The organism is Patescibacteria group bacterium (assembly GCA_041659905.1).
Taxonomy (GTDB): domain Bacteria; phylum Patescibacteriota; class Kazan-3B-28; order Kazan-3B-28; family UBA10110; genus UBA10110.
In genome coordinates, this window is record JBAZXK010000002.1 from 75,687 (window position 1) to 88,783 (window position 13,097).

The 13,097-nt window shown below is 43.5% G+C and carries 14 protein-coding genes and 4 tRNA genes; 7 read left to right on the top strand and 11 right to left on the bottom strand.

All coding sequences use genetic code 11. The annotated features are described in order from the left end of the window. Positions 1-269 precede the first annotated feature (269 nt). A tRNA-Ala gene (locus tag WC805_02250) sits at positions 270-346 on the bottom strand. Positions 347-520: 174 nt separating this feature from the next. Here WC805_02250 and WC805_02255 point away from each other — a divergent pair. Beyond that, on the top strand, positions 521-1,876 hold the full coding sequence (locus WC805_02255; protein ID MFA5967313.1) for an MBL fold metallo-hydrolase: 1,356 nt from the start codon (positions 521-523) through the stop codon (positions 1,874-1,876). A gap of 15 nt (positions 1,877-1,891) precedes the next feature. On the opposite strand, the gene WC805_02260 is transcribed toward WC805_02255, so the two are convergent. From WC805_02260 to WC805_02270, 3 genes are read right to left on the bottom strand one after another with little or no spacing between them, the layout of a single operon-like run. Beyond that, a complete protein-coding gene (locus WC805_02260) occupies positions 1,892-2,347 on the bottom strand; it encodes a hypothetical protein (GenBank protein MFA5967314.1) in 456 nt (151 codons plus the stop codon). After that, the gene (locus WC805_02265) at positions 2,340-3,719 is read right to left on the bottom strand and encodes an O-antigen ligase family protein (GenBank protein MFA5967315.1); all 1,380 of its coding nucleotides are present in this window, start codon (positions 3,717-3,719) and stop codon (positions 2,340-2,342) included. Before WC805_02265 ends, WC805_02260 begins: the two co-directional genes overlap by 8 nt. Further along, complete coding sequence (locus tag WC805_02270) at positions 3,694-4,611, bottom strand: hypothetical protein (protein ID MFA5967316.1); 918 nt, start codon at positions 4,609-4,611, stop codon at positions 3,694-3,696. The genes WC805_02265 and WC805_02270 overlap by 26 nt, the downstream gene beginning before the upstream one ends. Positions 4,612-4,684: 73 nt before the next feature. Between WC805_02270 and trpS the strand changes: the two genes are divergently transcribed. After that, positions 4,685-5,671, top strand: coding sequence for a tryptophan--tRNA ligase (gene trpS, locus WC805_02275; GenBank protein ID MFA5967317.1), 987 nt, complete (start codon positions 4,685-4,687; stop codon positions 5,669-5,671). On the opposite strand, the gene WC805_02280 is transcribed toward trpS, so the two are convergent. After that, complete coding sequence (locus WC805_02280) at positions 5,668-6,345, bottom strand: ComF family protein (protein MFA5967318.1); 678 nt, start codon at positions 6,343-6,345, stop codon at positions 5,668-5,670. The two genes, trpS and WC805_02280, sit on opposite strands and share 4 nt — an antisense overlap. 9 nt (positions 6,346-6,354) lie before the next feature. Continuing rightward, positions 6,355-8,337, bottom strand: coding sequence for a SpoIID/LytB domain-containing protein (locus tag WC805_02285; protein MFA5967319.1), 1,983 nt, complete (start codon positions 8,335-8,337; stop codon positions 6,355-6,357). Between the two features lie 76 nt (positions 8,338-8,413). On the opposite strand from WC805_02285, the gene WC805_02290 reads away from it, so the two are divergent. From WC805_02290 to WC805_02310, 5 genes are all read left to right on the top strand, one after another. Continuing rightward, the gene (locus WC805_02290) at positions 8,414-8,827 is read left to right on the top strand and encodes an Hsp20/alpha crystallin family protein (GenBank protein ID MFA5967320.1); all 414 of its coding nucleotides are present in this window, start codon (positions 8,414-8,416) and stop codon (positions 8,825-8,827) included. Continuing rightward, positions 8,824-9,690, top strand: coding sequence for a UTP--glucose-1-phosphate uridylyltransferase (locus WC805_02295; GenBank protein ID MFA5967321.1), 867 nt, complete (start codon positions 8,824-8,826; stop codon positions 9,688-9,690). Before WC805_02290 ends, WC805_02295 begins: the two co-directional genes overlap by 4 nt. Beyond that, a complete protein-coding gene (locus WC805_02300) occupies positions 9,687-11,081 on the top strand; it encodes an extracellular solute-binding protein (protein MFA5967322.1) in 1,395 nt (464 codons plus the stop codon). Before WC805_02295 ends, WC805_02300 begins: the two co-directional genes overlap by 4 nt. A gap of 7 nt (positions 11,082-11,088) precedes the next feature. After that, entirely contained in the window at positions 11,089-11,331 is a 243-nt protein-coding gene (locus WC805_02305; GenBank protein MFA5967323.1) for a hypothetical protein, read from the top strand. A gap of 86 nt (positions 11,332-11,417) precedes the next feature. After that, positions 11,418-11,756, top strand: coding sequence for a hypothetical protein (locus WC805_02310; GenBank protein ID MFA5967324.1), 339 nt, complete (start codon positions 11,418-11,420; stop codon positions 11,754-11,756). 72 nt (positions 11,757-11,828) lie between these two features. Here WC805_02310 and WC805_02315 read toward each other — a convergent pair. From WC805_02315 to WC805_02335, 5 genes are all read right to left on the bottom strand, one after another. After that, positions 11,829-11,904 (bottom strand) — tRNA-Arg (locus tag WC805_02315). A gap of 15 nt (positions 11,905-11,919) precedes the next feature. Next, a complete protein-coding gene (locus tag WC805_02320) occupies positions 11,920-12,402 on the bottom strand; it encodes a hypothetical protein (GenBank protein MFA5967325.1) in 483 nt (160 codons plus the stop codon). A gap of 30 nt (positions 12,403-12,432) precedes the next feature. Further along, positions 12,433-12,522 (bottom strand) — tRNA-Ser (locus WC805_02325). Between the two features lie 3 nt (positions 12,523-12,525). Continuing rightward, positions 12,526-12,828 (bottom strand): GIY-YIG nuclease family protein, encoded by a 303-nt coding sequence (locus WC805_02330; protein MFA5967326.1) that lies wholly within the window; start codon positions 12,826-12,828, stop codon positions 12,526-12,528. Positions 12,829-12,844: 16 nt separating this feature from the next. Beyond that, positions 12,845-12,937 (bottom strand) — tRNA-Ser (locus tag WC805_02335). Between the last annotated feature and the right edge of the window lie 160 nt (positions 12,938-13,097).

Genomic DNA, 13,097 nt, shown 5'->3' on the forward strand with positions numbered 1-13,097 from the left:
AAAGGACACTACAGCCAATCTGGAGTAGTGATAGTTTATTATAGCAAACTCAGCGATGTCTTCTAGATATGCCGTTTGTCACAACTATTTTACAGGCCTCCTGGTAGAAAGGAATATTTCTTATTAAAAATGTCTTTTTTGTTGGTATCACAGTACGTACTGTGATACCGTAGGATAAATTCAACGGCTCACGAGTGAACCTCTCCCCGGCTCTCACCCGATACTTTCACCAAAAACACAAAAAACTCCCTCACAGGAATTTTCCGTTTTGGTGGACCGTACCGGATTCGAACCGGTGACCTCTTGCATGCCATGCAAGCGCTCTACCAGGCTAAGCTAACGGCCCATATGATAATTTTACTGGAGATCCTGAATCATAATTAGATCCTTCGACTCCGGAACGTCTGACGTTCCTCCGCTCAGGATGACAAAGCAAGGAAGACTTTGTCAGTTCAGGATGACGGAGGGATCGTTCATACAATAGCTGACAATCTCTATCTTATCAAGCTATACTAGGGATATGAATATTTCTATTCAATTTCTAGGGGCTTGCGGCACTGTTACTGGCTCTAATTATTTGGTTACTTGTGGTGCGACTAAATTATTGGTGGATTGTGGGTTATTCCAAGGCGACTGGGAAAATCAACAGCGCAATTATCAACCTTTTGCCTTCAACCCCCAAGACATTGATTTTATGGTGCTCACTCATGCTCATTTAGACCATTGCGGGCGGATCCCTAAACTCTACCGCGAAGGCTTCCGGGGCAAGATTTATTGCACGCCAGCTACAGCTGATTTAGCTAAAATTATTTTGACGGATGCCGCCCAAATTCAAGAACACGGCGTCCGGGAAGACCAATTAGACATCTTGTTTAACCGCCAGGATGCCATTAATGCCATCAAGTTATTTCGTAAGTTAGATTACCGAACTGAATTTGAAATTAATCCCCAAGTCAAACTCTGTTTGCAGGATGCTGGACATATTTTGGGTTCCGCTATAGCGGAGCTTTGGCTAGAAGATAAAAAAATAGTTTTTTCCGGAGATCTCGGCAACAGTCCGGTGCCTATCTTGAATGACCCGGCCACTATTCCAGAAGCAAACTATGTTGTGTGCGAATCAACCTACGGAAATCGCCTGCACACTCCCATAGTTTCGCGGGAGGAAGACCTGCAAAATGCGGCTATTTTTGCCCAAAAGCATCACGCTCAAATTATTATTCCCGCTTTTGCTCTGGAGCGAACTCAGGATCTCTTGTACACTTTTAATCTTCTAAAAAACCAGGGAAGATTCCCTAATATCCCGGTGATTTTAGACAGTCCTTTAGCTACAGAAATTACAGCGGTTTATAAAAAATATACTGATTTATTTGATCAAGACTTTCAGGCCTATCTTAAGACCGATCCCGATCTATTCGACTTTCCAAATTTCCGACTTATTTCCACCAAAGAAGAATCGAAGCAGTTGAATAATTTACAAGAAGCGGCTGTAATTATCGCGGGATCCGGTATGGTCGATGCTGGCCGCGTACCGTATCATATCGTGCATCACGCCAGTAATCCAGATAACCAAATTATCTTTACCGGCTATCAGGTCCCAGGCACGCCTGGACGCAAAATCTTAGATGGCGCCAAACATATCGAGTTGTACCATGAATTTGCCAACATTCGCGCCCGGGTGTTCGGCATCGAGTCATTTTCTTCACATGCTGACCAAAAAGGTTTGCTTACTTGGCTAAATGGCTTTAAAACCCAGCCGACAGTGTTGATCACGCATGGCGATGACGATTCGCGGCAAATCTTGGCTACCAAAATCAGCCAGCAGCTTAAATTTAAGAATCATCAGCCCCAGTTCCAAGAAACTTACGACCTAATCTAACTGGCCGACTAGCAATTAGAGCTTGATGTTTTTGGCAAACACCTCTACCCAGGGTAGGGATTTTTCTTTGCCAGTTATAGCCCAATATACTCCCGCCACACTGACCACAGCGAACAATAACCAAATTAGTTTATACAGCCAAACTACCACTATGGCAGCTGGCATAGAAAATAGAGCGATTAAAAACGATTCGATCAACCAAAGAATAAACCAAGCAATCAATTCGGCAGCGAATAAAACCATTCCCCTTTTGATATGAAAGGCAACAAACGAATTATCTTTTTTGACAACCCAAGGCACTACAAATAATATTGAGAAGTAACTCAACGCCGCAAACACTTTAATATCCGCTTCAAGTGCTGTGTGGCTAGAATGAATAGGCGGAATAGCCGAAATCGGATCAACAGGAGTTGGTTCCTCTAGTGATGGCCCTGAAGGGGGCGAAGAAATATTATCTATAGTTTCATTCATTGGCTATTTCCTTATTTTTATTCTGATATAACACAGCTATGATCCCGATAGTTAAAAATAGTATAAGCCGACCTGGTTGTAAAGTCCAAAGATAATGATCAAACAAACCCAGGATAACAATAGCGGTTACTGAACTCAGAGCCACTACCCCCAATAAACTTCGGCCCAGCTTAAACAGACTCCCACTGACCCAGATTAGACCGCCCAACAGAACAATAAACAAAACTTCTCCTACCCAACCCAGCTCTGCTAAAACTAACAGAAAAATGTTATGGACCGGCTGATAGTCCCAGATCTGGCGGCTAAGATTATATACCCAACTCGACAACTTAGAATTATATTGCCAGCCCAATTTATTAGTATCTTGTTGAAGCAAATAAATAGTGTATTGCCCCACGCCTACTCCTGTAAGCGGATATTTATCATAGACTAATTTAGCTTGTTGCAGCTGGTCAATCCGAGCAGTGACCGATCCCTGTTCCAAGGCAGTTTGTTCTGGATGAAATCGAGACACCAGGGCCGGATACTGGCTGAGCGCTATTACCATAACGATAGCGATTAAGCCCCCATCCCACCCTTGCCAACGCGGCCGACCTGAAATCAACCGCCAGATTATAACTACCAGGCAAGTTAGGCCGATAGCCAACCAAGCTGAACGAGAAAAACTGAACAGCAAAGCCACGCTGCCAACTGTTAAAATCAGCCAATAAATCCATGGCCGTTTTATAGCTTTTACTACGCCAAGATAAATCAATCCCAGCCAGGGCAAAACTAAGGCCAAATAACCGCCCAAAACATTGGCATGAGGCAAGGTCCCGTGCGCCCGTAAATGTCTTACTCCGTTAATCAGCACCACTGGGATGCCGAGTTCAGCCGGTTGCAGAGGTGATTCGCCTAAAAATTTTAAGCCGAGAGAACGATTTAGGCCATATTGGCCGATGGCAATGATTGCCTGCAAGCCAGTCCCCCAGGCCAGAGGCAATAGAATATCGGAAAGGTTTTTTACTGCGTTAACTAAATAAATATAGAATAGATAAAATAAAGAAAAATGCGCGGCATTATTTAGCCCCACCGCCCAGTTGCCGGTGATAGAATTACCGTAACCCACCGAAATCCACAGCCAAACGATTAGAAATGTAAGGGGCCAAAAAATTACAGCCGGTCCCGTTTTAAATTCAGTTTTCTTGGCAAAGATAAACCAAGTTAATAACACTAGGATAATTAAAATATCCGATAAATAAATACTGATGGAGGCGTATTCAAAAAATTGTCCCTGATGTTCTGCAAATATTAATGTATGGCGGAACTGCCACGGCAACACAAAAAAAGCCGACCACAGTAGGAATCTATTTATTTTTTGCCAAGAGATCATCTAGTGCCTGTTCTATGACGTCGCGCACTTGCGCCCGCCGATCATTAAAATGCAATTTAATTATATCTCGGTTATACAAAACACTGGGATTGGTGCCGAGCCGACGAATATTTTTATCAATAATTCGCCGCTGTTTGGTGTAGGCCCATTCTTCGAATTGATCTCCCCATTTTCCAGATAAAATCTTTTCTATCAGCCTTCGTAGAACAGATGGTTTGAGATATTTTAAACGGCGCAGCTTCGGATTGCGCCAAGCTCCTGGCAAAACTGATTTTACCCATTGATTAGCCTGCCGCAGCGACCGATGTTCCCCATCCGGCCAAATTGGCACCAAGTCAGCTAACCAATAAGTCAAATAATAATCTTTCTCAATAGCTAGCTTATTAATATTTAAACTCCGGGTACTTAAGAAAAATTCCGGGGAAAATTTGCCCCACCTCTGGGGGCTACGGACGCGCAATTTAAACAGGTTCATCATCACCAACAAACAAGCGCGCGTAGTCCACAGCCGCTCTGGCTGAGCTACTACTAATAAATCAATATCGCTATTGGCGTGGGCATTATTATAAGCTAGCGTATTAGTAACATAAACCTGAGCTAAAAATGGCATATAGCCAAACAGCCACCGCCAATTATTTACTTTATCCCACAACCGATCGGCTAAAGCTATCCGCTCCAGGCGTTCTCCAATAGATAAATCTCCCTGCCAAACTAACTCGCCCACTCGGCTAATTTTGGGTAATTCATTAATGGCTGCCTTGAGCTCTATTTCATCAATTTCCCGCTGCCAGGCATACCGCTTTAATTCTGACAAAGTTAAAGGGAACCTAAACCAGCTAAAGAAAATTATCGGCACCAAGACTGATTTTTTTATGGCTTGGCTAACTTTCATCTTTAATAATTACCTTTTAGTATACCCTACTTTATCTTACCGCTCCCCTGAAACTGTGTTACTTTAGTCTTATATGAAGAAAGTGGTTTTTAGTGGCATTCAGCCCACCGGCATTCTGCATCTCGGCAATTATTTTGGCGCCATTAAACAATGGATCGATTTGCAGAACAAAAACAAATGTTATTTTTGCATTGTAGATCTGCATGCCATTACTGTCCCTCAAGACCAGACCAAACTACACCAACAAATATCAGACATGGCAGCAATTTATTTGGCAGCTGGGCTAGATCCTAAAAAAGTGGTTTTGTTTGTCCAGTCCCAAGTGCCTGCCCACAGCGAAGGAGCCTGGCTTCTAAATACGATCGCTTCCATGGGCGAAATGTCGCGGATGACTCAATTTAAAGAAAAACAGGAAGGCAAGCCTAACGTATCCGTCGGATTGTTCGATTATCCTGTCTTAATGGCGGCCGATATCTTGCTGTACGACACTAACTTAGTCCCGGTGGGAGAAGATCAAAAACAACATGTCGAACTGGCTCGGGATTTAGCTATCCGATTTAATAACCGGTTTGGCGAAACTTTTGTCATTCCAGAACCGATGTTGCCCAAATTTGGGGCTAGAATTATGGGTTTGGATGATCCTACCGTAAAAATGAGTAAATCAGCGGCCAGTCCTAATAACTATATTGCCTTGACTGATACTCCAGAAATCGCGCGAGAAAAAATTATGCGCGCCGTGACTGATTCTGGTTCGGAAATTAAATTCGATTCTACTAATAAACCAGCCATTTCTAATCTACTTACCATCTATACTCTCCTGACCGATATACCCATATCTGACCTGGAAATCAAATATCAAAATAAAGGTTACGGCGAATTTAAAAAAGATTTAGCCGAAGCTGTCGCTGTTTTTCTAATTGATTTTCAAACCAAGTTGACTGCAATTAGACAAGATCCCGACAATATCAAAACGGTTTTGACAGCGGGAGCCAAAAAAGCCAAAAAAATCTCTAACAAAAAGATCGAGATCCTCCAACAAAAAATGGGTTTGGGGATCTAGGCTTTCGCTAGCACTAATCCCCAAACATCCCGAGCGCCATTCTGGCGAAGGATTTTAGCGCACTCATTTATAGTTGCCCCAGTAGTCACAATATCATCCACTAGCACTACGGTTTTATTGGCCAGATTTTGGCTGAGAGCAACATTAATACTAAAAGCTCCCTCAATATTATCTCGGCGAGCCGATTTACTTAAACCAAATTGCGGCTGGGTAGATCTTTTCCGGAATAAGATTGGCAGCAAGGGCCAACCGGTTTGTTGAGCCACTACTTCAGCGAGCAAACGCGCTTGATTAAATCCCCTGTCCCAGAGCCGTCCCCGATGCAGCGGCACCGGCACAATCACCAGACCAGTGGTAGCTGTAGTTTGGTTGATCGTCTCTACCAACCAACCACCTAAAATTTTTACCAGTGGTCGCAATCGGCGATATTTTAAACTATAAACTAATTCTTTTAATGGTGATTGCCAATAACCATACACTATTAAACGACTGGCTGCGCCGGTCGGACGACACTTACCACACACCTTAAAATCTGCCGACAAACGATGGCAATGATAACAAATCGGTGTCTTAATAATTTCGATGCGCTTTGCACAAACAGAGCAAATCCAGTCACCTTGAGCATGGCAACTAGCACACCGGGGTGGGAAAACGATGTCGAGTAGACTTCCCATAACCTTACCTTAAGCCACGCCGATATTAACTCCTGTGTAAAAGTATTTCAAAATTTGATCATAGGTCTGACCGGCGCTGGCCATATTATAAGCACTCCATTGCGGCATACCCACGCCATGCCCCCAGCCTTTCCCTTTTAGAATAAACGTAGGTGAATTAGCGGCTCCGAATTTCTCGACAGTAAAATTAGTACTTTTAACATAACCTGTATCAATCGAGGCTTCAAAGACAGCCGTGGTGACCGTGATGCGTTTGCCAGTGCTAGTTACCAGTGTCAGTGTGCTCAAGCGGCCGGATGGATAACGATTATCGATTACCAAATCCACGATGGTTTCACCTATCGCAGCTGCTTTAGTGAGCGGACCAGAAAAGCAATCCATCAAATATGCCTGTTCTACAGTAGCCTCCCATAAAATTGGTTTGGCATAGGGGTCAGCCACTCCCTTAAGGTACGGGGTGGCCTTCTGCGGATTACCGTTACTCCAGGCATTTTCGACATTTTCAGTGGCTCCTCCGCTATCAGAAAAATAATACGCCGAGATAGGCTCATTATTATATGTAATGATCATGCCGGGGGTAGCAGACACAGCCACAGTGATACCGGGTTTATTTAATTCATAATTATAACCATAGTAAACTTGGTCGCGGGTATCGTCGTATAAATTAAAGATGTCGGCGCGAGGAGCTTGGAGTTTTTTGGCGGCAAATGTCCTAGCGGCAATTACTTGGGCTTTGCGAGCCTCCAGTGGCCAGGTATCCGGCACTTCCGCTAACCCCTTGAGATAGTCTTCCAATTCCACCTCGTTCACCATCCAAATATTCCCGCTCATCGCTGAGCGACGAATTGTGATAATACCACGGAATCTATTATATTGACTACTAACCTTTTCGTTGTTCACCGTCAGAATGGAACTACGCAATGGGATACACCGGATCCAGTCGCCGACATCATAGGTTACCCCATTGGCATTAATCACATACCCACCTGACCGAGCCGTAACAGTAGCGCTAACCCCGGCTTCTGCCCGCACCACTAAAGCTTTATCGCTGCCCCGGCGAATGACCATGCCGTTATCGCTACTCACAGCGATAGAACTGTCCGTGGAACTTAGTCCGACTAAAATCGGCTTCTGTAAGACTAATTCTTCGTTCACAGTGATTTCCCAAACTAGTCCCACATCATTCATCCAGGTAATTCCCTCTGCCACGGGCCGAAAATATTCTTTATATTTACCAATTTTATCCGGTGCTCGCACCGTAAAACTGAACCGACCGATTTCACCCGGATTAACTATTTTATCAGCCACGGCAGCACGGTTATTACTCAACCAACTAGTTGCATAAAAATTACTAACACGATCCAGCGGCTGAGCCGTGCCTAATTTAACGGCATTATTGCCGGTCGTTGTCCAAGCGGTGTTGCCATCATTGCGCAAATCTACCCACAGCATTGCTTCTCCCCCGGGAGCCAGGGTGATATTGCCTGATTGACTCACTAAACTTGTTTTATAAATAGCCGGAAGGATCTGGATTTCGACATAAAAATAAAATTTATCAAACCAGGTGATTCCGTCAGCCACTAAACCAAAATATTCACGATATTTTCCAGCTGGCCCTTCAGCAGTAATGGTAAAATTGAATCTGCCCACTTCACCAGGAGCAACCGTGGTCGCTACCGAAGAAGCCATGCGGTTATCACTTAGCCAAGATGAGTGATAGAGCTTGCTTTTGCGATCTTGGGGCCGAATCGTGCCAATTTTGACAGCATGCAGGCCAGAATTTTCCCAAGTCGCTGTGCCGGTGTTCTTAATATCCACCCAGGCTTCTACGCTCTCGCCCTGCTTAACCGACATACCTTCCAGCTGATCGATCCATTTAGCCGCATACAGATTAGCGGCTTGACCAGGAAAAGGTATGCTAAAAATTTGCGCAATTGTTAAAATTGCTCCGAGCCATCCCCCTATACCTTTAATTAGTTTGGTTTTGTTCACGGTATAAACATTATAACATCACTGCTTAGCCAAACTGACTTCATCGGGATATAATTTAATCAGTTAAAGAGAACCGATGAAACCTATGCATGTTCCCTGGCAGCCACAATCTACTTCATCATCGGAGTCCTTGGAAGATGATGATATAAATACATTTTCTGAATCCGAAGAGGTAGAGCTACCCGTCGACATTGCTCGCCAGGGAGATTATTTAATTATTCGAGCTCCTCTAGTGGGAGCCAAAAATGAAGATATAAGTATCACAGTCAATAATGATATCTTATTTATTCATAAGAATAATTACACTCCCGAAGAAAAACTAGACAATTACTATGTGCGTGAATGCCATTGGGGCCCATTAGCCCGAGAAATCCAATTGCCAGTATCGGTTGACCCGACTGGCGCCAAAGCTTCTTTAGCTGACGGGATTCTCAAGATTGTCCTGCCCATTATGGGCCATCGGCAAACTCGTATTATCAAAATTAGATGAAACTTGATTCCGCAAAAGTCACCAAAGGAGTGATTGCTATTGCTGGGTTTGGCACCAGATTTTTGCCCGTAACAAAAGCCACCCCCAAAGAAATGCTCCCTATTATTGATAAGCCGATTATTCAATATATCGTTGAGGAAATGGCCGCCGCTGGAATCACTGATATTATTTTAGTGACTAATTGGCAAAAGCGTTCGGTCGAAGACCACTTTGACCGTTCCCGAGAGATCGAAAAACATCTCGAAGAACAGAATAAGTTATCAATATTAAAAGAAATTCGCAAGATTGATAAATTGGCCAATTTTATCTATGTCCGCCAAAAAAATGGTTATGGTAATGGGGCCCCTCTGCTAGCCGTACAAAATCTAGTTAAGAACGAACCTTTTGTGTACGCTTTTGGAGATGATTTAGTCAAATCCAAACAATCATTCTGCGCTCAGTTAATTAAGGCTTACCAGGCAAATCATTGTTCCGTAGTCGGCGTACAGGAAGTACCGCATAACGAAGCCTGTAAATACGGCATTGCCGAATTAATCCCTGGCACTGACCAAATTAATACCATCATTGAAAAGCCGACGCCCCAACAAACCAAATCCAACCTGGCAGTATTCGGGCGTTATCTGCTGACTCCGGATATTTTCCCAGCCTTAGCCCACACCCCGACAGGCAAAGGTGGAGAACTTTGGCTGACTGACGCTTTAAGGTTAATGCTGCAAAAAGATAAAATTATTGTCCATAAAGTTAAAGATGGCCAATGGTATACTACAGGTGATCCCTTAAATTATTTAAAAACTACTTTGGCTTATATAAACGATCAGCCGGATCTGAAACAAGAAATAATAAATTTTATTAAATCACTATGAACAAAAAAATATTTAGCTACGCTGTACTCGCGTCTAGTTTGCTGCTTATTTTGGGGGCGGCTGCGTGCAGTCGCGGCGGTTCTGGCGGGAGCGGTGGCAAAGTTACTCTCGACCAAACCACTCCCATCACTTTAGAGTATGTCCGTTTGTTTGATGATAGCACTGCTTTAGACGAAATCATCGCCTCTTATCAAGAAAAACATCCGAATATTAAGATAGTTGTGCGAAAGGTCAACCTTCCAGCTGGAGAAACAATTTACGACTATCAGCAAGATATCATTAAACAGATCGCCGATGGAGCTGGCCCCGATATCTTTATGATTCATAATGACTGGCTGCCTTACCAGGTCAACCAAATCTCCCCCATGCCTAGCGGCTTAATGACACTGGAAGATTACCAGGCAAGATTTCCGCAAGTAGTGGTAGATGATTTTGTGACTAATAACCAGATTTACGCTGTCCCCTACTATATTGATAATTTGATGCTGTATTACAACATAGATATGTTTACAGCCGCTAAAGTCAAGAAAGCCCCGCGCACTTGGCAGGAATTAGTAGAAATTGTTCCCAAATTGACTAAAAAAGATGCCAATGGAAATATTATTCAATCGGCTTTACCTTTCGGCGTAGCGGATGGCATCCCTCGCTTTGCAGAAATCTTAGCTAACCTCATCATGCAATACGGCGGCGAAATGACTAGCTCTGACCGCACTAAAGCTACTTTTGATTTACCGGTGCCAAATTCTAATCCTCCGGTTTACCCCGGCAGTGAGGCTCTCAAATTTTATACTAGTTTTGCTGACCCCCAATCTCCTCTTTATACCTACACTGATGCCAAAAATCCTGACGGTACCCGGAAATTGCCTGAGGATGTGCAAGCTTTTATGGAACACAAAGCAGCTATGTTCATCGGTTACTCTTACCAGGTGGAATACATTAAGAAATTTATGACGACGCGGCTCAACTTCGAAACTGCTCCTCTGCCTCAATTGCGACTGGAAAACCCCATTGTAGTAGCTAATTATTGGGGTGAAACGGTTTCTAAGACATCTAAGCACCCCAATGAAGCCTGGGATTTTATTAAATACGTCGTCACTAAATCTAGCAATTTAAACAAATTGTTCAGCGCCACTCACCATGTCCCCGCTACTAAAGAATCTGTCGATACTTACAAGGGTAGGCAATATTATGGACCAGTGGCTGAACAACTCCAACTGTGTGCCTCCTGGTATAGACAAAATTCATCGGACATCGAAAAGATATTTACCGAGATGGTTAATAACGTGTTGCATAACCGCATGGCTGCCGAAGTGGCAGTGAGTGCAGCCATTAGAGATATTAATGATTTAAGCAGCTACCGCGCCCGGACTTCACCCGTGCCCCAACGATAAAAAACCCATGGACACTACCATAATTGATTTTATGAATGCCCTAAAGATGGCTGTTTGGAATTTCTTAACTGAGCAACTACTGCCCATCGGAGCAGTTTTAGCTGCGCTAGTTATCATTTGGGGGGGCTGGCTCTATATCCAAAATCGGCCTGAGGAAGGTAAAAAAACCATCGGAGCAGCTATTCTCGGCTTAATTATCATGGCGCTAGCGTTGTTGATTATCAATACTGTCATTACCTTATTCGGTTAATCAATCACCGTCACCTCTTGCCGAGAGCAAGATATGTCTTGTATAATTACCTTGATAGATATTTAGATATAAAAAGGAGGTATGTTATGAAAAAATTTCTGTACCAAGTGGCGGGCCGCGCCGTTTTAGTTAGCACATTATTATTGGCTCCCACTCGGGTAATGGCGCAGAGTGTAGAACCGATTACTTTTGCTACCGGTTCTCTTGAGAGTATTATCACACTTCTGGCTAACTGGGCCGCTGGTATAGCTGGGGCTATCGCGGTAGCTTTTCTTATCTATGGTGGATTTGTCTATATCACCGGGGGGGAAAAAGGAGCTGAAAAAGCTAAACCTCTTATCATCAATGCTATTATTGGTTTATTCGTCATCGCTTTAGCTTTCGTGATTGTCAACACAGTGGTGGGTGCTCTCGGCGGAGAGTAAATCTAAAGTTAACTTAAACCTATCAACTCACCCCTCTTATTAAGAGGGGTGAGTTATTTCTAAATCCTTTTCTGGCGCGCCCGAGAGGATTTGAACCCCTGGCCTTTCGGTCCGTAGCCGAACGCTCTATCCCCTGAGCTACGGGCGCATGATATTTTCTGAATTATATTTTGAGAATACGACCCAGTTTATCTACAAAATTATCCTTATTAGTATCCGATTCCGGTAACATCTTACTGAGAGCTATCCGCAACCTGTCTTGATAATCTGCCGGTATAGTCAGGGAGATAGGCGGAAGCATGCGAGAGGTTGATAGCAAGTTTAAGTATAGCTTACCCTCGGCTTGATGAAACCAAAACAACTTTAATTGATCATAAGTAAATTTGCGCTCATTAATGGTTAGCCCGGCTGCATCTATCCGACATTTTAGCAGCTTGGGTTTCGCTCGATCTACTATAAAAATGGCTACCAACAAAATAATTACTGTCACTCCGAACAACCATTGTTTGGCATAAATGGCATAAGCTAAGATAAATACCGCTAAAACAATAGCTATTACATACCAGCGCCAGTCTTTTTTATACGGCACAAATTCTGTTGATTCCCATTCGATGGGCATAAAACTACCTAGTATTTGTTCATTCATAAATTTAAGTTAACCACTGTTTCATTATACTGGCGGAGGCGACAGGGTTCGAACCTGTGAGAGGCTCTCGCCTCAACTAGTTTTCAAGACTAGCGCCATAAACCACTCGGCCACACCTCCCTACTACAGATTAATCAAAGAATATCTAATTATTTGTTTTAGTGACGATTTACCTTTATCTGTCTTAAAGTATCTTTCACGTCTTATGGCATCTCTCTTATCTTTGAAAGCTTCATAAAATATAAGTTTAAACGGTCGGCGATCTTTTGTTGATCTCACTAAACCCTTTTGGTGTTCCTGAAACCGTTTCTGCAAATCAGTAGAATAACCAATATACAATTTATTATCTTTCTGGCTTTTTAATACGTATGTGTAATACATAAAATTACAGGCGTCCATAAACCACTCGGGTTTATGGCTCGCCATGCACCCTAGCGGTGCATGGCGGTGAGGGAGGGATTCGAACCCTCGCGGGGGATTTCTCCCCCCTACCGGTTTAGCAAACCAGCCCCTTCAGCCTCTTGGGTACCTCACCGTGTCGGAACGGCCTCCGCTCCGGCAGTTTGCCAATTAGGATTGGCAAACTTTACCGCTTCGTTGTTCCTCCTTTCCAAATTACAAACAGCACTCCGTGCTTCGGTTTGTAATTTAGGGAAATCAGCAAAGCTGATTTCATAACCTATCCACCTATATTA